Below are 24,494 nucleotides of genomic sequence, written 5' to 3'. Positions count from 1 at the left end.
GCCCGACCCTACGACCCCGCCGGCTCAGGCGGTCGCGGCCGCCCGTTCCGCGGTCGCCCGCCGGATCAGCGCCCCGAGCGCCGCCGTGACCTCGGCCGGCTTCTCCAGCAGCACCATGTGCCCGGCCCCACCGACGACGACGTGCTCGACCCGGTCGGCGTCCGCCCCGCCGAGGAGCTCCACGAGCGCCTCGCTGTGCGCCGGCGGGATCAGCGAGTCGCAGTCGCCGGTGAGCACCAGGGTGGGGACGGCGCGCAGCGGCGCCAGCGACCCGGTCTCGTCCAGGCCGGCCAGCGCCGGGTAGAACTCCGCGATCACGTCGACCGGGGTGCCGGCGATCATCGCGTCGACGTAGCGGCCCAGCGCCGGGTCGACGTCCCGCGAGGCGAACGACAGCGACCAGGTCGCCGCCGACACGACCGACGCGGCCAGCCGGCGGGTGCGCTCGGCGAGGGCAGGACGGCGGCGCATCGCCCAGGCCGCGACCGGGATGACGGCGGCCCGGACCCGGGTGAGGAACTCCGGCAGCCCGAAGGACAGCTCGGCGAGGTTGCCGCTGGAGGTCGACAGCAGCGCGGCGCCCACGACCCGGGTGCCGAACAGCTCCGGGCGCAGCGCGGCCAGCGCCATGAGGGTCATCCCGCCCATCGAGTGGCCGACCAGCACCACCGGCCCGCGCGGCACCCGCGCCTCCAGCACCGCGGCGAGGTCGCGGGCGAGCTGCTCCATCGTCGAGTGCTCCGCCGGGCCCCGGCCGGAGGAGCCGTGCCCGCGCTGGTCGAAGAAGACCAGCCGCGCCTGCGGGCGCGCGCCGTTGGCCGTGGCGAGCTGGGCGCCCAGCGAGCGGCGCTGGTAGGCCCAGGAGTGCATCGACAGCGAGTAGCCGTGCACGAAGACGACGGTCAGCGGGGCGTCGAGCGGCCCCACCTCCTCCACCGTGAGCGGCACCCCGTCGTCGGCCCGCACCAGCGCGGTGCGGTCGGCGTGGCGCGCGGCGGGGCCGAGCGGGTCCTCCTCGCGCAGCTCGGCGTCGGTGGCGCCGGGCGGCAGGCCGGCGGCCGAGCCGACGCGCTCGGCGTCGACCCGGCGGGTGGCGTGCCGGTGCACGGCCACCCCGACCGCGGTGCCGGCCGCGGCCAGCCCGGCGACGGCGCCGACGACCCCGGCGGTGGAGTGCGGGACGGGCACGGCGGGCTTGCGGGCGGGGCGCTTCGCGGGCGCCATCAGACCGTTCCCGCCGTGCCGGTGTACCGGCGCGTGAACCGGCCGCCGATGCGGGCGACCAGCTCGTAGTGGATGGTGTCGAGCGCGTCGGCCCACTGCTGCGCCGTCGGCTCGCCGTCGGTGCCGGGCCCCCACAGGACCACGCGGTCGCCGTCGCGGACCTCGTCGTCGCCGACGTCCAGCACGAACTGGTCCATGCACACCCGCCCGGCGACGGTCCGCTGCGCGCCCCCGGCGAGCACCGGCGCCCGGTTGCCCGCGGCCCGCGGGATGCCGTCGGCGTAGCCGACCGGCACGACGGCGAGGGTGGTGTCGGTCGCGGTCGTGTACGTGTGGCCGTAGGACACGCCGGTGCCGGCCGGCACCCGCTTGGTGAGCAGGACGCGCGCCTGCACGGTCATCGCGGGGCGCAGCCCGTACGCCGCCGGGTCGCCGCCGAGCGGGTCCAGCCCGTAGAGCGCGATGCCCGGCCGGACGACGTCGTACCAGGTGTCGGGCAGGGCGATGGTGGCCGCGGAGTTGGCCAGGTGCCGGCGGGCGTCGCGCAGGCCCGCCGCGCGGGCGACCTCGACCGCCTCGTCGAACACGGCCCGCTGCCGGCCGATGGTCGGGTGCGTCGGGGCGTCGGCGTAGGCGAGGTGGCTCCACAGGCCGACGACCTCGACGTCGCCGTCGGCCTGGGCGCGGGCGGCGGCGGCCACCACCGCCGGCCACTCGTCGGGGGTGGCCCCGCCGCGGGAGAGCCCCGTGTCGACCTTGAGGTGCAGCCGGGCGGTGCGGCCGGTGGCGCGGGCCGCGGCCACGACCTCCGCGACCCCCCACGCGGCGTTGACCGACACCTCGACGTCGGCCGCCAGCGCGGCGGCGAAGTCCTCGCCCGGGGCGTTGAGCCAGGCCAGCAGCGGGGCCGTCACCCCGGCCGCCCGCAGCGCCAGCGCCTCCTCGACCACGGCCACGCCGAGGGCGTCCGCGCCGCCGGCCAGCGCCGCCCGCGCCGAGGGGACGAGGCCGTGCCCGTACCCGTCGGCCTTGACCACGGCCATCAGCGGCCGGCTGACGCGCTCGCGCAGGACCGCGGTGTTGGCGGCGATGGCGTCGAGGTCGACGACCAGCTCGGCCCGGGCGGGTGCACTGCTCACGCGCTCAGTCTCCCAGCCCGGGCCCCCGGTCCCCGCGCAGCCGGGCGAGTGTCCCCGGCAGCCGGCGGACGAGGTCCCCCGCGATCAGCGGCCCGTCCGCGGCGGCCAGCTGCCCCGCCCGCCCGTGCACGTGCGCGGCGACGGCGGCGGCCTCGGCGGGCGGCAGGCCGCCGGCCAGCAGCGCGCCGGCGATGCCGGAGAGCACGTCGCCGGTGCCGGCGGTCGCCAGCCACGGCGTGCCGGTGCCGTTGACGTACGCCGGCCCGTCCGGCCCGGCCACCACCGTGGCCGCGCCCTTGAGGAGGACGACGGCACCGAGGTCGGCGGCCAGCCGCCGGGCGGCGCCCACCCGGTCGGCGCCGACCTCCGTGCCGAAGCGCGCGTACTCGCGGTCGTGCGGGGTGAGGACCGTGGGCGCCGCGCGGTCGCGGACCAGCTCCGGACGCCGGGCGGCCAGCGTGAGCGCGTCGGCGTCCAGCAGCACCGGCAGGTCGGTGGCCAGCACCTGCGCGACCACGTCGGCCGCGGCGTCGTCGGTGCCCAGGCCGGGCCCGACCACCCAGGCCTGCACCCGCCCGGCGTCGGCGGGGCGGCCCTCGGTGACGATCGCCTCCGGCCAGGCCGCCCGCACCCCCGCGGCGGCGGTCCCGGCGTAGCGGACCAGACCCGGCCGGGTGCGCAGCGCCGCCCCCGTGCACAGCACCGCCGCGCCGGGGTAGGTCGCCGAGCCCGCCACGACGCCGACGACGCCGCGGGAGTACTTGTCGTCGTCGTCGGTGGGCGGCTCGAGCCGGGCCGCGACGTCGTCGTCGGTGAGCCGGACGGCGTGCGGCACCGGCAGCGTGCCCGCCAGGCCGATGTCGACGAGGTGCACCTCACCGGCGTGCTGCCGCCCCGCCCCCAGGACCAGCCCGGCCTTCACCGCGCCGAACGTGACGGTGTGCTGGGCGGGGAAGGCCGCGCCGGGAACGGCCCCGGTGTCCGCGTCGACGCCGCTGGGCAGGTCCACGGCGACCATCAGCCCCGGCCCGGCCGCGGCATCGCCGGCCAGCCGCGCCGCCGCGGGTCGCAGCCCGCCCCGGCCGCCGATGCCGACGATCCCGTCGAGGACCAGGTCCGCGCGGTCCAGGCCGGTCGGACCGTCCGGGCCGGCCACCCGCCCGCCGGCCCGGCGCAGCGCGGCCAGCCCGGCCGGGTGGGCGCGCTCCGGGTCGAGCAGGACGGCGGTCACCCGCACGCCGCGCCTCGCCAGGTGCGCGCCGGCGAACAGGGCGTCACCGCCGTTGTCGCCCGCCCCCACCAGCAGCGTGGCCCGGGTCCCGACCGCGCGGCCCAGCAGCCGCAGGCCGACGGTGGCCAGGCCGGTGGCGGCCCGGTGCATGAGCACGCCGTCCGGGCCGGCCGCGAGCAGGGGCGCCTCGGCGGCCCGCACCTGGTCGGCGGTGTACAGACCGATCACGCCGTCCCCTCCGCGGTGCGGGGGATGCCCTCGGCGAGCACGAACGCCGAGGCGATGCCGCCGTCGTGGCTGAGCGACAGGTGCCAGGACGTGACCCCCAGCTGGTGCGCCCGCCGGGCCACCGTGCCCCGGACCGCGAGCTGCGGGCGCCCGTGCTCCCCGACGGTCACCTCGGCGTCGTGCCACTGCAGGCCCCCGGGCGCGCCCAGCGCCTTCGCCAGCGCCTCCTTGGCCGCGAACCGCGCGGCCAGGGACTCGCCGGTCCGGGGCCGGCCCGACGGGGTGAGCTGCTCCTCGGCGGTGAACAGCCGGTCCCGCAGGCCCGCCGTGCGCGACAGCGACGCGGCGAAGCGGTCCACGGGCACCACGTCGATGCCGATCCCGATGATCACGGCGGCCAGTCTGCCCGGCCTCCCGGCGCCCCGCGCCCCAGGCCGGGTCGCCGGGCCTCCCGGCGGACGACCCGGGCTCCGCCGGGACCGGCTCACGCGGTCCCGGCGACCGGCGACGTCACTCGACGGTGACGGACTTCGCGAGGTTGCGCGGCTGGTCGACGTCGTAGCCGCGGGTGTCGGCGATCTCGCAGGCCAGCACCTGCAGGGGCACCGTCGTCACCACCGGCGCCAGCAGGGTCGGCGTGCGCGGCACCCGGATGACGTGGTCGGCGTAGGGGACGACGTCCTCGTCGCCCTGCTCGGCGATGACGATCGTGCGCGCCCCGCGGGCCCGCACCTCCTGGATGTTGGAGACCACCTTGCCGTGCACCGACTCGCGGCTGCGCGGGGACGGGACCACGACGATGACCGGGGTGCCCTCGTCGATCAGCGCGATCGGGCCGTGCTTGAGCTCACCGGCGGCGAAGCCCTCGGCGTGGATGTAGGCGAGCTCCTTGAGCTTGAGCGCGCCCTCCAGCGCGACCGGGAAGGCGACGTGCCGGCCGAGGAACAGGATCGTGTCGGCGTCGGCGAGCGAGCGGCCCAGCGCGCGCACCGGCTCCATCTGCCCGAGCACCTCGGCGACCTTGTCCGGCAGCCCGCGCAGGTCCTCGACGATCGCGGCGACCTCGTCGTCGAACTTGATCCCGCGCACCTGGGCGAGGAACAGGCCGACGAGGTAGCAGGCGACGACCTGGGTCGTGAAGCCCTTGGTCGAGGCGACGGCCACCTCCGGGCCGGCGTGCGTGTAGAGCACGGCGTCGGACTCCCGCGGGATGGTCGAGCCGTTGGCGTTGCAGATCGCCAGCACGCGGGCCTTCTGGTCCTTGGCGTGCCGCAGCGCCATCAGGGTGTCCATCGTCTCGCCGGACTGGCTGATGACGACGACGAGGGTCGAGCGGTCCAGCACCGGGTCCCGGTAGCGGAACTCGCTGGCCACCTCCACCTCGACGGGGATGCGGGTCCAGTGCTCGATGGCGTACTTGGCGATCAGACCGGCGTGGTAGGCCGTGCCGCAGGCGACGACGAAGACCTTGTCGACGTCGCGCAGGTCCTGGTCGGACAGCCGCACCTCGTCCAGGACCAGCTTCCCGTTCTCACCGAGCCGGCCCAGCAGCGTGTCGGCGACCGCCCGCGGCTGCTCGGCGATCTCCTTGAGCATGAACCAGTCGTAGCCGCCCTTCTCGGCGGCCGCGGCGTCCCAGTCGACCGTGTAGGCCCTCGCCTCGGCGGGCGCGCCGGAGAAGTCGGTGACGGTCAGGCCGCGGGTGCGGTCGATCTCGACGACCTGGTCCTGGCCCAGCTCGCGGGCGTCGCGGGTGTGCGCGATGAAGGCGGCGACGTCGGAGCCCAGGAAGTACTCGGGGGTGCCGTCGGCGGTCTCGCCGACGCCGACGACCAGCGGGCTGTTGCGGCGGGCGGCGACGAGCGTGTCGGGCTCGTCGGCGTGGGTGGCGACGAGCGTGAACGCTCCCTCCAGCCGGCGGCACACCACCCGCATGGCCTCGGCGAAGCGGTCCGGTCCCGCCGGCAGCGCGTCGTAGGCGGCGGTGAGCAGGTGGGCGACGACCTCGGTGTCGGTCTCGGAGCCGAACTCGACGCCGCGCTCCTCGCACTCGCCGCGCAGCGCGGCGAAGTTCTCGATGATCCCGTTGTGGATCACCGCGACCCGCCCGTCGTCGGACAGGTGCGGGTGGGCGTTGCGGTCGGTGGGGCCGCCGTGGGTCGCCCACCGCGTGTGCCCGATGCCGATGGTGGAGGCCGGGAGCGGCGCCTCGGCCAGCACCTTCTCCAGGTTGGCCAGCTTGCCGGCCTTCTTCGCCGCCGCGAGCTCACCGCCCGCCTCGCCGGCGATCCGGACCGCCACGCCCGCGGAGTCGTAGCCCCGGTACTCCAGCCGCCGCAGTCCCTCCAGGACCACCCCGAGGGACTCCTGGGGACCGACGTAGCCCACGATGCCGCACATTCCCACGAGGGTACCGGCGGAGTCGGACCGATCCGTCCTCTGACACGAGCGGCGCTGTGCGGCGCCCGATCAGCCGACGGCCGCGACGACCTCCGCCAGCCGGTGGGCCACCTCGTCGGCCTGCGCCTGCGTGGGCGCCTCGACCATCACGCGCACGAGCTGCTCGGTGCCCGAGGGGCGGAGCAGGACCCGGCCCCCGTCGCCCAGCTCGGACGCGACGGCGTTGACCGCGTCGGCGACGGCGTCGCTCTCGGCGACCGCGATCCGGTCGCGTACGGGCACGTTGACCAGCACCTGCGGCAGTCGCTCGACGACCGAGGCGAGCTCGCCCAGCGACGCGCCGGTCGTCCGCATGCGCCCGAGCAGCGACAGGCCGGTGAGCAGGCCGTCGCCGGTGGTGGCGTGGTCGAGGAACACCAGGTGGCCGCTCTGCTCGCCACCCAGGCTCAGCTGTCCGCGGCGCAGGGCCTCGAGGACGTAGCGGTCGCCGACGGCGGTGGTCTGCACCGTGATGCCGGCCCGGCGCATCGTCCGGTGGAACCCGAGGTTGCTCATCACGGTGGCGACGACGGTGTCCTCGCGCAGCGTCCCCCGCTCCTTGAGCCCGAGGGCGCAGACGGCCAGGATCGCGTCGCCGTCGACGGGGTCGCCGTCGGCGGTGATGGCGAGGCAGCGGTCGGCGTCGCCGTCGTGGGCGATGCCGAGGTCGGCACCGTGGTGGCGGACCGCGGCGGCCAGCGGGCCCAGGTGGGTGGAGCCGATCCCGTCGTTGATGTTCCAGCCGTCGGGCTCGCCGCCGATGACGTGCACGGTGGCGCCGGCGCGGCGGTAGACCTCGGGCCCGACGCCGGCTGCCGCCCCGTGGGCACAGTCCACGACGAGGGTGAGCCCGGCCAGCGGCTGCTCGACGGTGGTGAGCAGGTGCGCGGCGTAGCGGTCGGCGCCGTCGGTCAGGTCGCGCACCCGGCCGATCTCGGCCCCCACGGGGCGGTGACCGTCGCTGCGGTGGCGCTGGGTGGTCACGCTGGCCTCGATCGCCGCCTCGACGGCGTCGGGGAGCTTGTGACCGCCCCGGCTGAACAGCTTGACGCCGTTGTCGGGCATCGGGTTGTGGCTCGCGGAGATCATGACGCCGAGGTCGGCGCCGGTGTCCGCGGTGAGGAAGGCGACGGCGGGCGTGGGCAGCACACCCACGCGCAGCACCTCGGCGCCCGCGCTCGAGAGGCCGGCCACGACCGCGGCCTCGAGCATCTCCCCGCTGGCGCGGGGATCGCGCCCGACGACCGCGACGGGACGCGAGGTCCCGTCGCGGTCGGCGAGCACACCTGCGGCGGCACGAGCCACCGCCAGGGCCAACTCCGGCGTGAGGTCGTCGTTGGCCCGACCCCGGACGCCGTCGGTCCCGAAGAGGCGACCCACGGATGCGCCCGTCAGCGCTTGCTGTACTGCGGCGCCTTGCGGGCCTTCTTCAGGCCGTACTTCTTGCGCTCCTTGACCCGGGCGTCGCGGGTGAGGAAGCCGGCCTTCTTCAGGGCGGGACGGTCCTCGGCCTCGACCTGGATGAGGGCGCGGGCGATGGCCAGGCGCAGCGCGCCGGCCTGACCGGTGACACCGCCGCCCTTGAGCAGGCCGACGACGTCGTACTGCTCGGCCTTCTCCAGGGTCACGAACGGCTCACGGATGAGCTGCTGGTGCACCTTGTTCGGGAAGTACTGCTCGAGGGTGCGGCCGTTGAGCGTGAACTGGCCGGTGCCGGGCAGCAGCCGCACGCGGACCACGGCCTCCTTGCGCCGGCCGACGGTCTGGACCGGGCGCCCCTCGGCGTCGGTCACGGTCAGCGAGCTGGTCACTGGGCCACCTGCTTGATCTCGTAGGGCTGGGGCTGCTGCGCGGCGTGCGGGTGCTCGGGCCCGGCGTACACCTTCAGCTTCTTGAGCATCTGACGACCCAGGCTGTTGTGCGGCAGCATGCCCTTGACGGCGCGCTCGATGACGCGGTCGGGGTGCGTGCGCAGCTGGTCGCCGACCGGGATGGCCTTGAGGCCGCCCGGGTAGCCGGAGTGGCGGTAGGCCATCTTCTCGTCACGCTTCGAGCCGGTCAGGGCGACCTTGCCGGCGTTCACCACGACGACGAAGTCACCGACGTCGAGGTGGGGCGCGAACTGGGGCTTGTGCTTGCCGCGGAGCAGGATCGCCGTCTGGCTGGCGAGTCGACCGAGCACCACGTCGGTGGCGTCGATGACGTGCCAGGTCCGGGAGACCTCTCCGGGCTTGGGGGTGTACGTGCGCACGGCGCTCGTGTCCTCCGTCGTCGTCGGGTCGGCTGGTGGGATCGCCTCACCGAGCACGGGAGACGTGGAGACGCGCGCGCACCAGCCAGCGGCCGCGCGCCAGCCGACGACGATACCAGCCGCGCGCCCTCGCCCGACCGCCACCCGACGACGCGACCCACCCCTGGAACGGCCCCCTCGCAGGGGCCCGCCGCGAGCGTGCGAGCGGTGGGGGGCGAGGGGGCCCTTCCTCAGTCGTCGATGAGGTCGCGCTGGGCGGGGAGCAGCTCGTTCATCCGCGCGTAGTCGTCGGGGGCACTCAGCCCGCCGACGTCGACGCTGGCCAGGTTGGTCCGGTAGCCGACGTAGCAGCGCTGGTAGAAGCGCCCGCCGCCGGCGTCGAACACGAAGCAGGGGGCCTCGGGGATGGCCGGGAGGACGAAGGGGGTCCCGCCGAAGGCGGTGGCCTCCAGCTGCTGGAAGCCGGTGTAGACGGCGTTGGTCTGGTCGGTCGACCCGAAGCGGTAGAGGGCGACGGCGTACAGGCCGTCGCCGTCCTCGGACTGCTTGGAGTAGAAGCCGGCGAAGCCGTTCGTGCCGAGCAGCTCGCGCTCCGTCGCGGGGTCGATCGAGATCCGCAGGTACCCCTCGAAGTCGTAGGGGCCGGAGAAGTCGTTCAGGTCGCCGGGCGGCGTCAGCGCCATGCCCTGCATGCCCACCGGGTCGGTCGGCAGGGCCGGGACGTCGGCCTGCGGCGTCGGCTGGAAGCCCTGCAGCAGCCCGACCTGGTCGGCGACCACGCGGGTGATGTCGTCGGCGACGGTCGCGGCGGTGCCCTCGTGCCAGAGGTAGGCGACGGTCCGGCCGACCGGGACGAAGGCCTGCACGGTGGCCTGGTCCCCGTCCACAGCCAGCAGCGCGCCGCCGTCGATGTCGGTGGGGACCTCCTCGAAGCCGTTGATCGCCTGCGCCTGGACCAGGTCCTCGGCGGCCCGCCGCGCGGCCTCGGGATCGGACAGCTCCATGACCAGCGTGATCGTGCCCAGCGCGCCGTCCGCGGTCTGATTGCACTGACCCCAGGCGGTGACGAACCCGTAGGTCTCGAGGACGTCCGCGGCCGAGCCGGCGGTGAAGTAGGCGGCCTCCACCCCGCCGGCGGAGGTGGCCGGGCCGGACGGGGAGCAGGTCTCGGTGCGGTCGGGGAACGACGTCTGCACCAGCGCGGTGACCGACGCCAGCCGGTGCGCCTCCAGCAGCAGCCCGACGCCGCGGGCCGGCGGCGGCGTGACGTCGATGGGCGGCTCGCTGGGCGTGCTGGGCGCCGGCGGGGTCGTGGTGGGTGACGGCTCGGGGGTGGACGCCGGGCTCGCGGAGCCGGCGACGGTGCTGGTGCACCCCGCCAGCGCCGCGAGCAGCAGCGCCCCCGCCGCACGGGGCCGCCACCCGCGGGTCACGGCTGGACCCGGCGCAGCCGGCCCGTCTCGACGTCGTAGACCGTGCCGCAGATGTCGGTGGAGAGCAGGTACGGGCACTCCTGCAGCAGCCGGATGGACTCCCGGACGTCGGCGTCGACGTCGGTGAAGGTGCGGGCCGGCCACGGCGGCCGCACACCGGTGGCCTGCTCCACCATGTCGGCGAACGAGGCGTCGTCGGTCTTCTGCAGGCCGCAGTCGGTGTGGTGCACCAGCACGACCTCGCGGGTGCCGAGCACGTGCTGCGAGATCGTCAGCGACCGGATGGTGTCCTCGGTGACGACGCCGCCGGCGTTGCGGATGACGTGGGCGTCGCCGACCGCGAGCCCGAGCAGCGGGAACAGCGGCATGCGGGAGTCCATGCACGCCACGACGGCGACCTTGCGGCCCGGGGCGACCGGCAGCCCTCCGGTGAAGGACTCCGCCCACCGCTCGTTCGCGGCCAGCATCCGCTCGTACTCCGCCATCGTCGCGCCTCTCTCCCGTCCGGCCAGGGCGGATAGAGGTTAACGGCGGCGCATCGGCCAGGATGGCGGGGTGCGCACCGTCGAGGAACACCAGGCAGCGGTCGCCGCGCTGCTCGCGCCGATGCCCGCCGAGCGGGTGCCGCTGGCCGGGGCCCACGGGCGGGTGCTGGCCGGGGACCTGACGGCCCGCGTCTCGCTGCCCGGCTTCGACAACTCCGCCATGGACGGGTACGCCGCCCGGGCGGCCGAGCTCGCGCCGCTGCCGGCCCGGCTGCCGGTCGCCGACGACGTCCCGGCCGGGCGGACCGACGTCCGGCCGCTGGCGCCGGGGACCGTGCAGCGGATCATGACCGGCGCCCCCCTGCCGGCCGGTGCGGACGTCGTGGTGCCCGTGGAGTCCACCGACGGCGGCACCGACGTCGTGACGATCCGCGAGACCCCGGCCGCCGGGACGTACCTGCGGCGGGCCGGCGAGGACATCGCCGCCGGCGACGTGGCCCTGGCTGCCGGCACCCCGCTGGGCGCCGCGCAGCTGGGCCTGGCCGCCGCGGTCGGCCACCGCGAGGTGCCGGTGGCCCGGCGCCCGCGGGTGCTGGTGCTCTCCACCGGCAGCGAGCTCGTCGAGCCCGGCGCCGACCTGCTGCCCGGGCAGATCTACGAGTCCAACTCCGCCCTGCTCGCCGCCGCCGTCACCGAGGCCGGCGGCACGGCGCGGACGCTGCACTTCGTGCCCGACGACGTCGGGCAGTTCCTGGCCACCGTGCGGGCCGAGCTCGCGACCGCGGACCTGCTGGTCACCAGCGGCGGGGTGAGCGCCGGCGCCTACGAGGTCGTCAAGGACGCGTTCGCCGCGCTGGGCACCGTCGAGTTCGGCAAGGTCGCGATGCAGCCCGGCGGCCCGCAGGGCTGCGGCACGGTGGACGGCGTCCCGGTGGTGACGCTGCCGGGCAACCCGGTGAGCTCGTTCGTGTCCTTCGAGGTGTTCGTGCGCCCGGCGCTGCGCCGGGCGCTCGGGCACGCGGCGCCGGACCGGCTGCGCGCGCCGGCCACGCTGACCGGGCCGCTGCGCTCCCCCGCGGGCCGCCGCCAGTTCCTGCGCGGCCGCTACGAGGACGGCCGGGTCGCGCTGGTCGGCGGCGCCGGCTCGCACCTGGTGGCGCACCTGGCCCGCGCCAACTGCCTGGTCGTCGTCCCCGAGGACGTCACCGACCTGCCCGCCGGCGCCGCCGTGGACGTCGTGCTGATCGAGGGAGCGCTCCTGTGACGGAACAGCGATTGACCCACGTCGACGAGGCCGGCGCCGCCCGGATGGTCGACGTCTCGGCCAAGGCGGTCACCGCCCGCGAGGCGACGGCGGCCGGCCGCGTGCTGGTGAGCCCGGAGGTGGTGGCCCTGCTGCGCGGCGAGGGGGTGCCCAAGGGGGACGCCGTCGCCGTCGCCCGGATCGCCGGCATCGCCGGGGCCAAGCGGACGCCGGACCTCGTGCCGCTGTGCCACCCGATCGCCCTGCACGGGGTGACCGTCGACCTCCAGGTCACCGACGACGCCGTGGAGATCACCGCCACCGCGCGCACCGCGGACCGCACCGGGGTGGAGATGGAGGCGCTGACCTCGGTCGCCGTCGCGGGGCTGACGATGATCGACATGGTCAAGGCCGTCGACCCGCGGGCGTCGATCACCGACGTGCGCCTGCTGGCCAAGTCCGGCGGGAAGAGCGGGGAGTGGCGGCGATGAGCGAGCTGCCGGAGGGGGCGCGCGCCGTCGTCGTCACCGCCTCCAACCGGGCGTCGGCCGGCGTCTACGCCGACCGCAGCGGCCAGGCGCTCGCCGAGGGGCTGCGCGAGCTGGGGTTCGCCGTCGAGGGGCCGCGCGTGCTGCCCGACGACCGGGAGGCACTCGCCGGGGCCCTGCGCCAGGCGGTGGCGTCCGGGGCGGACGTCGTCGTCACGACCGGCGGCACCGGCCTGTCCCCCACCGACGTGACCCCCGAGGCGACCCGCGACGTGCTGGAACGCGAGGCGCCCGGGATCGCCGACGCCGTCCGCCGGTACGGGGCGCCCCAGGTGCCGACGGCGGTGCTGTCCCGCGGGCTGGCCGGCACGGCGGGCCGGACGCTGCTCGTCAACCTGCCCGGGTCCACCGGCGGCGTCCGCGACGGGCTCGCCGTCCTCGGGCCGCTGCTGCCCCACGTCGTGTCGCAGCTGCGCGGCGGGGACCACTGAGGGAGGACCCCGTCCCCCTCACGCCTCGCAGGCTCGGCGCGAGCCTCTGGACGGGGCCGACCGTGCTCAGTCGAGGAGCACCCGCTCGGTGCGCGTGTAGACGTTGCAGCCGTCGCCGCGGAGGAAGCCGACCAGCGTGATGCCGACGTCGGCGGCGAGCTCGACGGCCAGCGACGACGGCGCGGACACCGCGGCCAGCACCGGGATGCCGGCCATCGCGGCCTTCTGGGTCAGCTCGAAACTGGCACGGCCGCTCACCAGGAGCACGTGCCCGGCCAGCGGCAGCCGCCCGCCGCGGACCGCGTTCCCGACCACCTTGTCGACGGCGTTGTGCCGGCCGACGTCCTCGCGCAGGGCCACCAGCTCCCCGCCGGAGGTGAACAGGCCCGCGGCGTGCAGCCCGCCGGTCCTGTCGAACACCTGCTGGGCGGCGCGCAGCCGCTCGGGCAGCCCCAGCAGGGTCGCCAGGTCGACCCGCGCACCGTCGGCCGCGACGTCGTGCCGGGTGCGCGTGCGGATCGCGTCGATGCTGGCCTTGCCGCAGACGCCGCAGGCGCTGGACGTCAGGAAGGTGCGGTCCAGGGCGGTGGCCGGGGCCTCGACGCCGGGCGCCAGGTCGACGTCGACCACGTTGTAGGTGTTGCGGCCCTCGGCGTCCACCGAGTCGCAGTAGCGCAGCGCGAGGACGTCGGCGTCGGCGGCGATGACGCCCTCGGTGGCCAGGAAGCCGTGCACGAGGTCGAAGTCGTCGCCGGGCGTGCGCATCGTGACCGCCAGCGGCGTGCCCGAGAGCCGGATCTCCAGCGGCTCCTCGGCCGCCACGGTGTCCGGCCGGGTCGTCCGGTGCTCCCCGCGGATGCGCAGCACCGGGGTGCGGCTCGTGACTCGTCCCACGCCGGACGACGCTACCCAGCTGCGGGCCCTACCGTTCCCTCGTGCCCGCGCCGCCGCCCTACGCCGCCGTCGTCCTGGCCGGCGGCCGCGCGGCCCGCCTCGGTGGGCAGGCCAAGCCGCAGCTGGAGGTCGGTGGCCGCACGATGCTCGCCACGGTCCTCGCCGCCGTCGCCGACGCCCGGCCGCGGGTGGTCGTGGGGCCGCCGCAGCCGGTGCCCGAGGGCGTCGCCGTCCTCCGCGAGACCCCACCCGGCGGCGGGCCGGTCGCCGCGATGCGTGCCGGGCTGGCCGCGGTGGACACCGACGTGGTGGTCGTCCTCGCCGGCGACCTGCCCTTCCTGACCCCCGGGGTGGTCGCGCAGCTGCGCGACCGGCTCACCGGGGACGGCGTCCTCGTGGTCGACGACACCGGCCGCGACCAGCTGCTGCTCGGCGCCTGGCGGACGGCGGCCCTGCGGACGGCGCTGGCCGGCGCGGCCGCCCACGCCCCGGTGCGGCGGGTGCTGGCCGGGCTGGCCGTCGCCCGCTGGCGACCACCCCCGGAGCCGGGGGTGCCGCCGCCGTGGACCGACTGCGACACCCCCGCCGACCTCGCCCGGGCGCGCGCGGCGGCGGGCGGTCAGCCGCCGGCCGGCCGGCCCCTCCCGCGCCACGCCCCCGGCGAGGTGCCGTAGCGGCGGCGGAACGCCGCCACGAAGCCGTTCACCGAGCCGTAGCCCACGCGCGCGGCCACGGTCGCCACCGGGACGCCGCGGTCGAGCAGGGGCAGCGCGGCCCGGACGCGGACCCGCGCGCGCCACTCGCTGAACGGCATCCCGGTGTCGGCGACGAACGACCGGCGCAGCGTGCTCTCCCCGACGCGCAGCCGCGCCGCCCAGGCCGCGAGCGGGGTGTCGTCGGCCGGGTCGGCGAGCAGCCGCGAGGCCACGGTCGCGGCGCGCGGGTCGGCGGGCACCGCGAGCCCGCCGTCGGGGACCACCGCGACGGCGAGCTCGTGCCGGACCAGGGCCAACGCCTCCTCCGCCAGCGGCTGCACGCCGTCGGCCGCGGCGAGGAAGACCAGCAGCTCCCGCAGCAGCGGGCTCACCGCCAGCTCCGTGGGCCGGTGCCACGCGCCCGGCCAGGCAGCCGGCCGCACGTAGAGGCAGTGCAGGGCCCCCGGTGGGGTGAGGACGACGTCGTGCGGCGTCCCGCCCGGCACGAACAGCGCCCGCGAGGGCGGCAGCACCCACGACCGGCCGGCCGCGACGGCCCGCGCGGCGCCGATCGCCGTCCACACCAGCTGGTGCTCCCCGTGGTCGTGCAGTCCCCACCCACCGCGCTCACCCGGCGGGAAGCGGCAGGTCCACGCGCGCAGTTCCTCGACGCCCGGGTGCACGTCCCGGGGCACCGCCTCGACGGTCGCGGTCACTCCACCTCCTGGGCGCTGGTCGTCCGCGCCCGGGCGCTCCGCTGCTCCCGGGATGCAGTTAGGTCAGCCTAACCTCATGGCGCTGTCGTCCGATCCCGCCCCGAGGAGACCTCTCGTGCCCCGCCGCACCCACCTGCTCGTCCCGCTCAGCGTCCTGGCCCTGCTCGCGGCGTGCGGATCGGACCCCGACCGGGAGGAGACGGCGACACCGGACGCCGGAGGCGAGTTCCCCGTCACCGTCGAGCACGCCTTCGGGGAGACCACCGTCCCCGCCGAGCCGCAGCGGGTGGTCTCGGTCGGGTTCACCGAGCAGGACACCCTCCTCGCCCTCGGCGTCGTGCCGGTCGGGGTCACCGAGTGGTTCGGGGACCAGCCGCACGCCGTCTGGCCGTGGGCCCAGGACGAGCTGGGCGACGCCGAACCCGCGGTGCTCGACGCCTCCGACGGCATCAACGTGGAGGCGGTGGCGGCCCTGGAGCCCGACCTGATCATCGGCACCAACGCCGGCCTGGACGAGGACACCTACCGGGCGCTGTCGGGGATCGCCCCGACCATCGCGCACTCCGGCCGGTACGAGGACCACTTCGAGCCGTGGGACGTCCAGGCCGACCTGATCGGCACCGCGGTCGGCCGGCGCGACGAGGCCCGGGACCTGACCGAGGACCTGCAGGCCCGCTTCGCCGACACCGCCGCGACGCACCCCGAGTTCGCCGGCACCGCGGCCGTCTTCCTGCAGAACGCCGTCTACGACGGGTCGTTCATCGCCTACCAGGACGGGCTGTCCACCGAGTTCCTGACCGACCTCGGCTTCGTCGTCCCCCCGAGCATCGCGCAGTACGCCGGGGAGGGGCAGGCCTACATCCCGCTCGAGCGGGCCGGCGTGCTGAACGACGCCGAGGTCCTGCTGTGGGCCACCGAGGCGCCCGGCGACCGCGCCGCCCTGGAGGAGCAGGCCGTGTACCGGGCCCTGGAGCCGGTGCAGGCGGGCCGGCTCGCCTTCACCGACCAGGTGCTCGCCGGCGCCATCTACTTCACCAGCCCGCTGAGCCTGCCCTACGTGCTCGACGAGCTGGTGCCGCGGCTCGAGGCGGCCGTCGCCGGCGACCCGTCGACCGTCCCGGCGGGCTGACCCGCCGCGGCGACACCGCCCCGGCGTCGTCTGCGACCCGCCGCGTCCCGCGGGCACCGGCCCGCGGGACGCGGCGACGCCCTCCCCGGGCGCGCTGGCCTCGCCGAGGCGGTCAGCTCGGCCGGAGCGCCCGGGTCACGACGGCCCGGGCGGCGAGCTCGTCGTCCGGCGGGTAGTCGACGGCGAGCAGGGTCAGCCCGCCCGGCGGCACCACGGGCACCTCGCTGGACCGCGTGGTGGCCGTCAGCAGAGCCGCCGGCCACCCCACCGGGCGCCGCCCCTCCCCCACCGCGGTCAGCGCGCCGACGAGGCTGCGGACCATCGAGTGGCAGAACGCGTCCGCGGAGGCGTACACGCGGACCAGCTCACCCTCGCGTTCCACCCGCAGGTCCAGCAGCGTGCGGATCGTCGTCGCCCCCTCGCGCCGGCGGCAGAAGGCGGCGAAGTCGTTGAGCCCGACCAGCGGGGCGGCCGCGGCGGCCATCGCCCCGGCGTCCAGGCGACGGGGCCAGCCCACCGTGTCGGCCCGGCGCAGGGGCTCGGGCCCGGCGTCGACGTCGACCATCCGGTAGACGTAGTGCCGGGCGAGCGCGCCGAACCGGGCGTCGAAGGCGGGCGGCACCTCGCGGACGGCCCGCACCGCGATGTCGGGCGGCAGGACGCCGCGCAGCCGGCGCACCAGCTTGACCCGCTGCTCCTCCCACACCGGCCGGGGGACGTCGGCGTGGGCCACCTGACCGGTCGCGTGCACCCCGGCGTCGGTGCGGCCGGCGACGGTCAGCGAGACCGGCAGGCGCAGCACCCGCGCCAGGCCCTCCTCCAGGTCGGCCTGGACGGTGCGCCCGTGCGAGCCGGGCTGGCGCGCCCAGCCGTGCAGGTCGGTGCCGTCGTAGGACACGTCGAGCCGGAGACGCACGAGCCCGCCACCGGGATCGGTGACGGGCTCGTGGGACTGCTGCGTGCTCAGGGCGTCACTTCGGGTCCGGAGCGGAGTCGCCGCCCTCGTACTGCCGGCTCGCGGTGGCGGCGTCACCCAGCTCGGCCGCCTCGATCTCGGCGGCCGCGGCCTCCGCGACCTCGGGCGACAGGGCGGGGTCCTCGACGACCGCCGCGTTCTCCCGGTGCGGCTGGGGCGTCACGGCGCCGTCGTCCTGCCGGTCGCCGTCGGGGCTGAAGACGTCGGTGACGGCCTCCTGCGCCTCGGGGTCGACCTGGCCCGACGTCACGGCCGGGGAGGTGTCCCCACCCGGTCCCGTCGTCTCGCCCCGGGTCACTTGGTGCCGTCCTCGTCCTTCGACTCGGCGGCGTCCGCCTGGACGTCCTGGCCCTCGACGGGCTCGTCCGTCGCCTCGGCGCCGGCCTCGGTGGCGTCGGCGGTCTCGGCGGCCTTCTCGTCGACGACCTCCGCGGTCTCGGCGACGGCGGGCTCCTCGCCGGCGGCCAGGGCGTCGGCGGTGACCTCGCCGCTGGCGGCGGCCGCACCGGCGCCGGTCGCGAACCGGGTGCCCCGGGCGCGCTCGGCCTCGCCGACAGCCTGCTGGGACACGGTCAGGGCCTCGACCAGCTCGATGACCGCCATGGGGGCGTTGTCGCCCTTGCGGGGGCCGACCTTGGTGATCCGCGTGTAGCCACCGGGACGGTTCTCGTACCGCGGCCCGATCTCGGCGAACAGGTGGTGGACGACGTCCTTGTCGCGGATCGTCGTCATGACCTGACGACGCGCGTGCAGGTCACCGCGCTTGGCGAAGGTCACCAGCTTCTCGGCCAGCGGGCGCAGCCGCTTGGCCTTCGCCTCGGTGGTGGTGATCCGGCCGTGCTCGAACAGCGAGGTGGCCAGGTTCGCCAGCATCAGCCGCTCGTGCGACGGGGAACCGCCGAGACGGGGGCCCTTGGTGGGGGTGGGCATGTCGGTCCTTCCTCAGGCGGCCGGACGGGCGTGCCGGCTGCGGCCAAGCGTTGTGTGGTGCTGTCGTCCCCCGCGGGCGGGGTGGCTGCGCGGTGGTGCCCCGGCGACCAGTGTGGCGGTCACCGGGACGGCGCCGGACGGCGGGGCTGGCCCGCCGTCCGGCGCCGGAGTGCTCAGAGCTGCTCGGTCTCCTGGTACACGGCGTCGCCGTAGTCCCCGCCGTCGGCGTACCCGGTGGTCTGGTACGCGTCGGTCTCGTAGCCCTCGTCGTAGCTCTCGATCGAGCTGGGGATGAACCCGGGCGGGCTGTCCTTGAGCGCGAGGCCCATGGCCGCCAGCTTCATCTTGACCTCGTCGATCGACTTCGCGCCGAAGTTGCGGATGTCGAGCAGGTCGGCCTCGGAGCGGGTGACGAGCTCACCGACGGTGTGCACGCCCTCGCGCTTGAGGCAGTTGTAGGACCGGACGGTGAGGTCCATGTCCTCGATCGGCATCGAGAAGTTCGCGATGTCGGCGGCCTCGGCCGGGCTCGGCCCGACCTCGATGCCCTCGGCGTCCAGGTTCAGCTCGCGGAGCAGGCCGAAGAGCTCGACCAGCGTGGAGCCGGCGCTGGCGATCGCGTCCCGCGGGGCGATCGACGGCTTGGTCTCGACGTCGACCACGAGCCGGTCGAAGTCCGTGCGCTGCTCGACACGGGTGGCCTCGACGGCGTAGGTGACCTTGAGGACCGGCGAGTAGATCGAGTCGACCGGGATGCGGCCGATCTCCTGGCCGGGCTGCTTGTTCTGCGGGGCCGGGACGTAGCCGCGGCCGCGCTCGACGACCAGCTCGATCTCGAGCCGGCCCTTGCCGTTCAGGGTGGCGATGTGCAGCTCGGGGTTGTGCACCTCGACGCCGGCCGGCGGCGCGATGTCCGCGGCCGTGACCTCACCGGGGCCCTGCTTGCGCAGGTACATGGTCACCGGCTCGTCCGAGTCGGAGCTGACCACGAGGCCCTTGAGGTTGAGGATGATCTCGGTGACGTCCTCCTTGACGCCCGGCACGGTGGTGAACTCGTGCAGGGTGCCCTCGATCCGGATGCTGGTGACAGCGGCACCGGGGATCGACGACAGCAGGGTGCGGCGCAGGGAGTTGCCGAGCGTGTAGCCGAAGCCGGGCTCGAGCGGCTCGATGACGAACCGCGAGCGCTGCTCGGAGATCGTCTCCTCGGTCAGGGTGGGGCGCTGTGCGATGAGCACGGTCGTTCTCCTTCGTGTCCTCCGGCGACCGCCATATGACGCCGTGAGGGGGTGGTGCCGGCCCCGATGGACATCCGTCCGCCCCCGGGGCCCGGGACCGGCCCCGCCCCGGGAGTACCGGGACGGGGCCGGGCCGCCGCTTACTTGGAGTAGAGCTCCACGATCAGCTGCTCCTGCACCGGGGTGTCGATCACCTGGCGCGCGGGGACGCTGTGCACGAGCACCCGCAGCTGGTTCGTGATGACCTCGAGCCACGCCGGCACGGGACGCTCGCCCGCGCGGGCCTGGGCGACCTCGAACGGCAGCATCGTGCGCGACTTCTCCGCGACCTCGATGATGTCGTTCGCGCTGACCCGGTAGGACGGGATGTCGACCTTGCGGCCGTTCACGCGGATGTGACCGTGGCGCACCAGCTGGCGGGCCATGTCGCGGGACTCGGCGAAGCCGGCCCGGTAGACCACGTTGTCCAGGCGCGACTCGAGGATCTGCAGGAGGACCTCACCGGTCTTGCCCTGCTTCTTGTTCGCCTCCTCGTAGTAGCCGCGGAACTGCTTCTCCAGCACGCCGTAGATGCGGCGGGCCTTCTGCTTCTCGCGCAGCTGCAGGAGGTACTCGCTGTCCTTGCTGCGACCGCGGCCGTGCTCGCCCGGCGGGTAGGGCCGGATCTCGATCGGGCACTTCGCGGACTCGCACTTGCTGCCCTTGAGGAACAGCTTCATCTTCTCGCGCCGGCAGAGGCGGCAGTCGGCTCCGGTGTAGCGGGCCACGTCAGGTACTCCTCGTCAGTCTCGTGAGTGGCCGGTCAGACCCGGCGGCGCTTCTTGGGGCGGCAGCCGTTGTGCGGCTGCGGCGTCACGTCCTGGATCTGACCCACCTCGAGGCCCGTGGCCTGCAGCGAGCGGATCGCGGTCTCCCGGCCGGAGCCAGGGCCCTTCACGAAGACGTCGACCTTGCGCATGCCGTGCTCCTGCGCCTTGCGGGCAGCGTTCTCCGCGGCCATCTGGGCGGCGAACGGCGTCGACTTGCGCGAGCCCTTGAACCCGACGTGCCCGGCGGAGGCCCAGCTGATCACGTTGCCGTTGGGGTCCGTGATCGACACGATCGTGTTGTTGAAGGTGCTCTTGATGTGCGCGGCACCGTGGGCGACGTTCTTCTTCTCCTTGCGGCGGACCTTCTTGGCACCAGCCGCGGCGCGAGCCCTGGGAGGCATGTCTCTCCGGTTTCCTTCAGCTTTTCAGTGGCCAGATGCGGCACACGCGGCGCGCCGTCACTCCCGCCCTCACGGGTCGCTGCGACGGCGCGCGCTGCGTGGCTTACTTCTTGCCGGCCTTCTTCTTGCCGGCGATGGTCTTGCGCGGGCCCTTGCTCGAGCGCGCGTTGGTGCGGGTGCGCTGACCGTGGACGGGGAGCCCACGGCGGTGGCGCAGACCCTGGTAGCACCCGATCTCCACCTTGCGACGGATGTCGGCCGCCACCTCGCGGCGCAGGTCACCCTCGACGCGGAAGTGCTCGTCGATGTAGTCGCGCAGCTTCAGCAGGTCCTCGTCGCTGAGGTCCTTGGCGCGCAGGTCGGGGCTGACGCCCGTCGCGGCCAGGGTCTCCTTCGCGTGGGTCTTGCCGATCCCGTAGATGTAGGTGAGCGCGATCTCCATCCGCTTCTCGCGGGGCAGGTCGACGCCGGCCAGTCGTGCCATGTCTCAGGTACTCCCTCAGCCCTGCCGCTGCTTGTGGCGGGCGTTGTCGCAGATGACCATGACCCGGCCGTGCCGGCGGATCACCTTGCACTTGTCGCAGATCTTCTTCACCGACGGCTGGACCTTCACCGGTGCCGCCCCTCATTCCTGTCGATCGTGAGCCGGCCGCTGACCCGCCCGGGTCGGGCGGTGCGGCACGGCGGTTACTTGTACCGGTAGACGATGCGACCGCGGGTCAGGTCGTAGGGCGAGAGCTCCACGACCACTCGGTCCTCGGGCAGGATGCGAATGTAGTGCTGCCGCATCTTGCCGCTGATGTGGGCGAGCACCCGGTGCCCGTTCTGCAGCTCCACCCGGAACATCGCGTTGGGCAGCGGCTCGACGACGCGACCCTCGACCTCGATGGCCCCGTCCTTCTTCGCCATGCCCTACACGGCCTCCCTGACTCGGTCTCCGCCCACGCCGGACCCGGCGCTGCGGTGTGGTGGTTTGCGGAACTGGTGGTGCACTCGACGTCCTCGCGAGGGCGCCCAGCGTCATGCGGCCACAGCACGACGACAGAGCGGCGCGAACGCCGTCGTTCACTGTACCCCGCCCCTGGCGGAGCCTCCAACCGGGCCCCCGTCACAGCCGGGACCCGGAGGTCACGTCACTGGCGGGGGGTGATCCCGAAGGGCGCCAGGCCCGCCAGCCCGCCGTCCTCGGCCGTGAGGACCCACGGCCCCTCCGGCGTCACGGCCACGGTGTGCTCGAAGTGGGCGGCCCGCGAGCCGTCCTTGGTGACGACGGTCCAGCCGTCGTCCAGTTCCACGGTCGCGGCGTCCCCCACCGTCACCATCGGCTCGATCGCCAGCGCGAGGCCCGGCACCAGCCGTGGGCCGCGCCCGGGGCGGCCGTAGTTGAGCACGTGCGGGTCCTGGTGCATCTCCGTGCCGATGCCGTGCCCGCCGTATTGCTCGACGATCCCGTAGGGGTGCGCCTCGGCGGTGATCACCCGCTCGACGGCGTGGCTGATGTCGGTCAGCCGGTTGCCGGCGACGGCCGCGGCGAGGCCCGCCCACATCGACCGTTCCGTCACCGACATGAGGGCGGCGTCCTCCGCCGAGGGCTCGCCGACCGTCATGGTCACGGCGGAGTCGCCGTGCCAGCCGGCCAGGATCGCGCCGCAGTCGATGGAGATGTTGTCGCCCTGGGCCAGCGCCCGCGTCGCGTTCGGGATGCCGTGCACGATCTCGTCGTTGATCGACGCGCAGATGCTGCCGGTGAAGCCGTGGTAGCCCAGGAACGACGGGACGGCGCCCCGGCTCCGGATCACGTCCTCGGCGACGGCGTCGAGCTCGCCCGTCGTGACGCCGGGGCGCACCGCCGCGCGCACGGCGGCGATGGCCTCGGCGACCACGAGCCCGGCCGCCCGCATGAGCTCGATCTCCTGCGGGGTCTTGATCTGGATCATCCGTCCACTCCACTTCGCCAGGAACGGCAGGCGGGCGAGGATCCCGGCCGACATGTCCGCCCGGTGCCTAGTCGCCGTCCGGCTGCGCCGCGCCGCCGACGGACGCACGGCCGAGGGCCGACAGTGCCCGCTCGGTGACCTCCTCGACGCTGCCCATGGCGTCGATGCGCGCCAGCAGCCCCTCGCCGTCGTAGAACCCGGACAGCGGCGCCGTCTGCTCCCGGTAGACGTGCAGGCGGTGGCGCACCGTCTCCGGCTCGTCGTCGGCCCGCTGCACCCACTCGCCGTCCACGAGCATCCGCCGGCTGGAGAGCCGGCGCACCAGCTCCTCCTCGTCGACGACGAGCTCCAGGACGCAGTCGAGCGCGTTGCCCATCTCGGCCAGCGACGCACGCAGCTGTTCGGCCTGCGCGATGGTCCGCGGGAAGCCGTCGAGCAGGAAGCCCGACTCCGCGTCGGGCTCGGCGAGCCGGTCCCGGACCATCGCGACCGTGATCTCGTCCGGGACCAGGTCGCCGGCGTCCATGTAGGTCTTCGCCCGCAGCCCGAGCTCGGTCCGGCCGCTGACGTTCGCCCGGAAGATGTCACCGGTCGAGATGGCCGGCGCCCCGAGCTGGCCGGCGATGATCTGCGCCTGGGTCCCCTTGCCCGCACCCGGAGGGCCGAGCAGCACGACGCGCACTACTTCAGGAACCCTTCGTAGTTGCGCTGGTTCAGTTGCGTCTCGATCTGCTTCACCGTCTCCAACCCCACTCCGACCATGATCAGCACCGCGGTCCCGCCGAACGGGAAGTTCTGGTTCTGCCCCTCCTGCGTCACGGAGAGGAACAGGTTGGGCAAGACTGCCACGAGCCCCAGGTAGATCGACCCGGGGAGGGTGATCCGGGACAGTACGTACTGCAGGTACTCCGCGGTCGGCCGGCCGGGACGGATGCCCGGGATGAAGCCGCCGTAGCGCTTCATGTCGTCGGCCCGCTCCTCCGGGTTGAACGTGATCGACACGTAGAAGTACGTGAAGAACACGATCAGGCCGAAGTAGATGGCGATGTGGACCCAGCTGCTCTGGTCGATGACGTACTTGTCGAAGAACCGGCGGACCGGACCCACCTCGTCGCCCTGCAGCTGCGAGATCAGCTGCGGCAGGTACAGCAGCGACGAGGCGAAGATGACCGGGATGACACCGGCCTGGTTCACCTTCAACGGCAGGTAGGTCGACGTGCCGCCGTACATCCGGCGGCCGACCATCCGCTTGGCGTACTGCACGGGGATGCGGCGCTGCGCCTGTTCGACGTAGACCACCGACGCGATGACCACGAGGGCCAGCAGGCAGATCAGCGCGAAGACGATGCCGCCGCGGGTCTGCAGGATCTGGCCGCCCTCGGCCGGGATGCGCGCGGCGATCGACGTGAAGATCAGCACGGACATGCCGTTGCCGATGCCCTTCTCCGTGAGCAGCTCGCCGAGCCACATGATCACGGCGGTGCCGGCGGTGAGGGCGATGACCAGGACGACCGTCGTCCAGATGGAGTCCGACGGGATGATCTGCTGGGCGCAGTTCGGGAACAGCTGCCCGCTGCGGGCCAGGGCGATGATGCCGGTGCTCTGCAGGATCGCCAGGGCGATCGTGAGGTATCGGGTGTACTGGGTCAGCTTCTGCTGCCCGGCCTGCCCTTCCTTCTTCAGCTGCTCGAAGCGCGGGATGACCACCACGAGCAGCTGGACGATGATGCTCGCGGTGATGTACGGCATGATGCCGAGCGCGAAGATCGACAGGCGCAGCAGCGCCCCGCCGGAGAACAGGTTGACCAGGCTGTAGATGTCGCGCTGGTCGGAGGCCTGCGCCTGCTCGAGGCAGCTGTTGATGGCCTCGACGGAGACGCCCGGGCCGGGGACGGCAGCACCCAGCCGGTAGACGGCGATGACCGCCAGGGAGAACAGGATCTTGCGCCGGAGGTCTGGCGTCCGGAACGCCGCGGCGAACGCCTGCAGCACGTGCCCTCCCCGAGTCGGTCGTCTGAGTGTAGGGACCACCCTGCCCCCCGCCGCTCGCACACCGGCGGCGGGTCCCTGCAGGGCGGACCGAGGAACTTGCCTGCTGTCAGCCGGGCAGCAGACGA

General features: G+C 74.7%; 29 protein-coding genes. 5 read left to right on the top strand and 24 right to left on the bottom strand.

Annotated elements, in window-relative coordinates; genetic code table 11:
* Positions 1–24: 24 nt before the first annotated feature.
* The 10 genes from ACI781_RS03555 to ACI781_RS03510 all read right to left on the bottom strand — a co-directional run bounded on the left by ACI781_RS03555 (position 25) and on the right by ACI781_RS03510 (position 10,430).
* Positions 25–1,224 carry an alpha/beta fold hydrolase gene (locus tag ACI781_RS03555; RefSeq protein WP_456564684.1) on the bottom strand — a complete coding sequence of 400 codons (1,200 nt, stop codon included), beginning with the start codon at positions 1,222–1,224 and terminating at the stop codon, positions 25–27.
* Positions 1,224–2,363 carry an alanine racemase gene (alr, locus tag ACI781_RS03550; protein ID WP_456564683.1) on the bottom strand — a complete coding sequence of 380 codons (1,140 nt, stop codon included), beginning with the start codon at positions 2,361–2,363 and terminating at the stop codon, positions 1,224–1,226. The genes ACI781_RS03555 and alr overlap by 1 nt, the downstream gene beginning before the upstream one ends.
* Before the next feature lie 4 nt (positions 2,364–2,367).
* Positions 2,368–3,822 (bottom strand): NAD(P)H-hydrate dehydratase, encoded by a 1,455-nt coding sequence (locus ACI781_RS03545; RefSeq protein ID WP_456564682.1) that lies wholly within the window; start codon positions 3,820–3,822, stop codon positions 2,368–2,370.
* Positions 3,819–4,214, bottom strand: a complete 396-nt coding sequence (locus ACI781_RS03540; RefSeq protein ID WP_456564681.1) for a holo-ACP synthase — start codon at positions 4,212–4,214, stop codon at positions 3,819–3,821. The genes ACI781_RS03545 and ACI781_RS03540 overlap by 4 nt, the downstream gene beginning before the upstream one ends.
* Before the next feature lie 118 nt (positions 4,215–4,332).
* On the bottom strand, positions 4,333–6,222 hold the full coding sequence (gene glmS, locus ACI781_RS03535; RefSeq protein WP_456564680.1) for a glutamine--fructose-6-phosphate transaminase (isomerizing): 1,890 nt from the start codon (positions 6,220–6,222) through the stop codon (positions 4,333–4,335).
* Between the two features lie 69 nt (positions 6,223–6,291).
* A complete protein-coding gene (gene glmM / locus ACI781_RS03530) occupies positions 6,292–7,641 on the bottom strand; it encodes a phosphoglucosamine mutase (protein WP_456564679.1) in 1,350 nt (449 codons plus the stop codon).
* An 11-nt stretch (positions 7,642–7,652) separates the two neighbouring features.
* On the bottom strand, positions 7,653–8,072 hold the full coding sequence (gene rpsI / locus ACI781_RS03525; protein WP_456564678.1) for a 30S ribosomal protein S9: 420 nt from the start codon (positions 8,070–8,072) through the stop codon (positions 7,653–7,655).
* Positions 8,069–8,512, bottom strand: a complete 444-nt coding sequence (gene rplM, locus ACI781_RS03520) for a 50S ribosomal protein L13 (RefSeq protein WP_456564677.1) — start codon at positions 8,510–8,512, stop codon at positions 8,069–8,071. Before rplM ends, rpsI begins: the two co-directional genes overlap by 4 nt.
* A gap of 230 nt (positions 8,513–8,742) precedes the next feature.
* A complete protein-coding gene (locus tag ACI781_RS03515) occupies positions 8,743–9,945 on the bottom strand; it encodes a DUF7373 family lipoprotein (protein WP_456564676.1) in 1,203 nt (400 codons plus the stop codon).
* Positions 9,942–10,430, bottom strand: coding sequence for a beta-class carbonic anhydrase (locus tag ACI781_RS03510; protein ID WP_456564675.1), 489 nt, complete (start codon positions 10,428–10,430; stop codon positions 9,942–9,944). Before ACI781_RS03510 ends, ACI781_RS03515 begins: the two co-directional genes overlap by 4 nt.
* 70 nt (positions 10,431–10,500) lie before the next feature.
* Between ACI781_RS03510 and moeA the strand changes: the two genes are divergently transcribed.
* From moeA to ACI781_RS03495, 3 genes are read left to right on the top strand one after another with little or no spacing between them, the layout of a single operon-like run.
* The gene (moeA, locus tag ACI781_RS03505; protein ID WP_456564674.1) at positions 10,501–11,694 is read left to right on the top strand and encodes a molybdopterin molybdotransferase MoeA; all 1,194 of its coding nucleotides are present in this window, start codon (positions 10,501–10,503) and stop codon (positions 11,692–11,694) included.
* A complete protein-coding gene (moaC, locus tag ACI781_RS03500; RefSeq protein ID WP_456564673.1) occupies positions 11,691–12,164 on the top strand; it encodes a cyclic pyranopterin monophosphate synthase MoaC in 474 nt (157 codons plus the stop codon). The genes moeA and moaC overlap by 4 nt, the downstream gene beginning before the upstream one ends.
* A complete protein-coding gene (locus ACI781_RS03495) occupies positions 12,161–12,652 on the top strand; it encodes a MogA/MoaB family molybdenum cofactor biosynthesis protein (protein ID WP_456564672.1) in 492 nt (163 codons plus the stop codon). The genes moaC and ACI781_RS03495 overlap by 4 nt, the downstream gene beginning before the upstream one ends.
* 66 nt (positions 12,653–12,718) lie before the next feature.
* On the opposite strand, the gene fdhD is transcribed toward ACI781_RS03495, so the two are convergent.
* Positions 12,719–13,546, bottom strand: a complete 828-nt coding sequence (gene fdhD / locus ACI781_RS03490) for a formate dehydrogenase accessory sulfurtransferase FdhD (RefSeq protein WP_456564671.1) — start codon at positions 13,544–13,546, stop codon at positions 12,719–12,721.
* Between the two features lie 41 nt (positions 13,547–13,587).
* Here fdhD and mobA point away from each other — a divergent pair, with 41 nt between their 5' ends.
* Positions 13,588–14,220, top strand: a complete 633-nt coding sequence (mobA, locus tag ACI781_RS03485; RefSeq protein WP_456564670.1) for a molybdenum cofactor guanylyltransferase — start codon at positions 13,588–13,590, stop codon at positions 14,218–14,220.
* Here mobA and ACI781_RS03480 read toward each other — a convergent pair.
* Positions 14,166–14,957: a helix-turn-helix domain-containing protein gene (locus tag ACI781_RS03480; RefSeq protein ID WP_456564669.1), complete on the bottom strand. Its 792-nt coding sequence runs from the start codon at positions 14,955–14,957 to the stop codon at positions 14,166–14,168. The genes mobA and ACI781_RS03480 overlap by 55 nt on opposite strands.
* 115 nt (positions 14,958–15,072) lie before the next feature.
* On the opposite strand from ACI781_RS03480, the gene ACI781_RS03475 reads away from it, so the two are divergent.
* Entirely contained in the window at positions 15,073–16,086 is a 1,014-nt protein-coding gene (locus ACI781_RS03475) for an ABC transporter substrate-binding protein (protein ID WP_456564668.1), read from the top strand.
* 112 nt (positions 16,087–16,198) lie between these two features.
* Here the strand turns inward: ACI781_RS03475 and truA are convergent, their stop codons facing one another.
* The 12 genes from truA to secY all read right to left on the bottom strand — a co-directional run bounded on the left by truA (position 16,199) and on the right by secY (position 24,369).
* A complete protein-coding gene (gene truA / locus ACI781_RS03470) occupies positions 16,199–17,002 on the bottom strand; it encodes a tRNA pseudouridine(38-40) synthase TruA (RefSeq protein ID WP_456564667.1) in 804 nt (267 codons plus the stop codon).
* A 55-nt stretch (positions 17,003–17,057) separates the two neighbouring features.
* Positions 17,058–17,312 (bottom strand): hypothetical protein, encoded by a 255-nt coding sequence (locus ACI781_RS03465; RefSeq protein WP_456564666.1) that lies wholly within the window; start codon positions 17,310–17,312, stop codon positions 17,058–17,060.
* A gap of 44 nt (positions 17,313–17,356) precedes the next feature.
* On the bottom strand, positions 17,357–17,992 hold the full coding sequence (rplQ, locus tag ACI781_RS03460) for a 50S ribosomal protein L17 (RefSeq protein WP_456564665.1): 636 nt from the start codon (positions 17,990–17,992) through the stop codon (positions 17,357–17,359).
* 173 nt (positions 17,993–18,165) lie between these two features.
* The gene (locus ACI781_RS03455; protein ID WP_113838234.1) at positions 18,166–19,230 is read right to left on the bottom strand and encodes a DNA-directed RNA polymerase subunit alpha; all 1,065 of its coding nucleotides are present in this window, start codon (positions 19,228–19,230) and stop codon (positions 18,166–18,168) included.
* Between the two features lie 140 nt (positions 19,231–19,370).
* On the bottom strand, positions 19,371–19,997 hold the full coding sequence (rpsD, locus tag ACI781_RS03450; protein ID WP_456564664.1) for a 30S ribosomal protein S4: 627 nt from the start codon (positions 19,995–19,997) through the stop codon (positions 19,371–19,373).
* 35 nt (positions 19,998–20,032) lie between these two features.
* A complete protein-coding gene (rpsK, locus tag ACI781_RS03445) occupies positions 20,033–20,440 on the bottom strand; it encodes a 30S ribosomal protein S11 (RefSeq protein ID WP_014377968.1) in 408 nt (135 codons plus the stop codon).
* 103 nt (positions 20,441–20,543) lie between these two features.
* Positions 20,544–20,924 carry a 30S ribosomal protein S13 gene (gene rpsM, locus ACI781_RS03440; protein ID WP_456548794.1) on the bottom strand — a complete coding sequence of 127 codons (381 nt, stop codon included), beginning with the start codon at positions 20,922–20,924 and terminating at the stop codon, positions 20,544–20,546.
* Between the two features lie 15 nt (positions 20,925–20,939).
* Positions 20,940–21,053: a 50S ribosomal protein L36 gene (rpmJ, locus tag ACI781_RS03435; RefSeq protein ID WP_012950458.1), complete on the bottom strand. Its 114-nt coding sequence runs from the start codon at positions 21,051–21,053 to the stop codon at positions 20,940–20,942.
* 74 nt (positions 21,054–21,127) lie between these two features.
* Positions 21,128–21,349 (bottom strand): translation initiation factor IF-1, encoded by a 222-nt coding sequence (infA, locus tag ACI781_RS03430; protein WP_012950459.1) that lies wholly within the window; start codon positions 21,347–21,349, stop codon positions 21,128–21,130.
* Between the two features lie 224 nt (positions 21,350–21,573).
* Positions 21,574–22,431 carry a type I methionyl aminopeptidase gene (gene map, locus ACI781_RS03425; RefSeq protein WP_456564663.1) on the bottom strand — a complete coding sequence of 286 codons (858 nt, stop codon included), beginning with the start codon at positions 22,429–22,431 and terminating at the stop codon, positions 21,574–21,576.
* Positions 22,432–22,444: 13 nt separating this feature from the next.
* Positions 22,445–23,059 (bottom strand): adenylate kinase, encoded by a 615-nt coding sequence (locus tag ACI781_RS03420; protein WP_456564662.1) that lies wholly within the window; start codon positions 23,057–23,059, stop codon positions 22,445–22,447.
* Positions 23,059–24,369: a preprotein translocase subunit SecY gene (secY, locus tag ACI781_RS03415; RefSeq protein WP_456564661.1), complete on the bottom strand. Its 1,311-nt coding sequence runs from the start codon at positions 24,367–24,369 to the stop codon at positions 23,059–23,061. Before secY ends, ACI781_RS03420 begins: the two co-directional genes overlap by 1 nt.
* Positions 24,370–24,494: the final 125 nt, after the last annotated feature.

It is taken from the genome of Blastococcus sp. SYSU D00695 (genome assembly GCF_054050555.1).
Note: the sequence above shows the minus strand (reverse complement) of the source record. Positions and strands in the feature narration are given on the sequence as shown.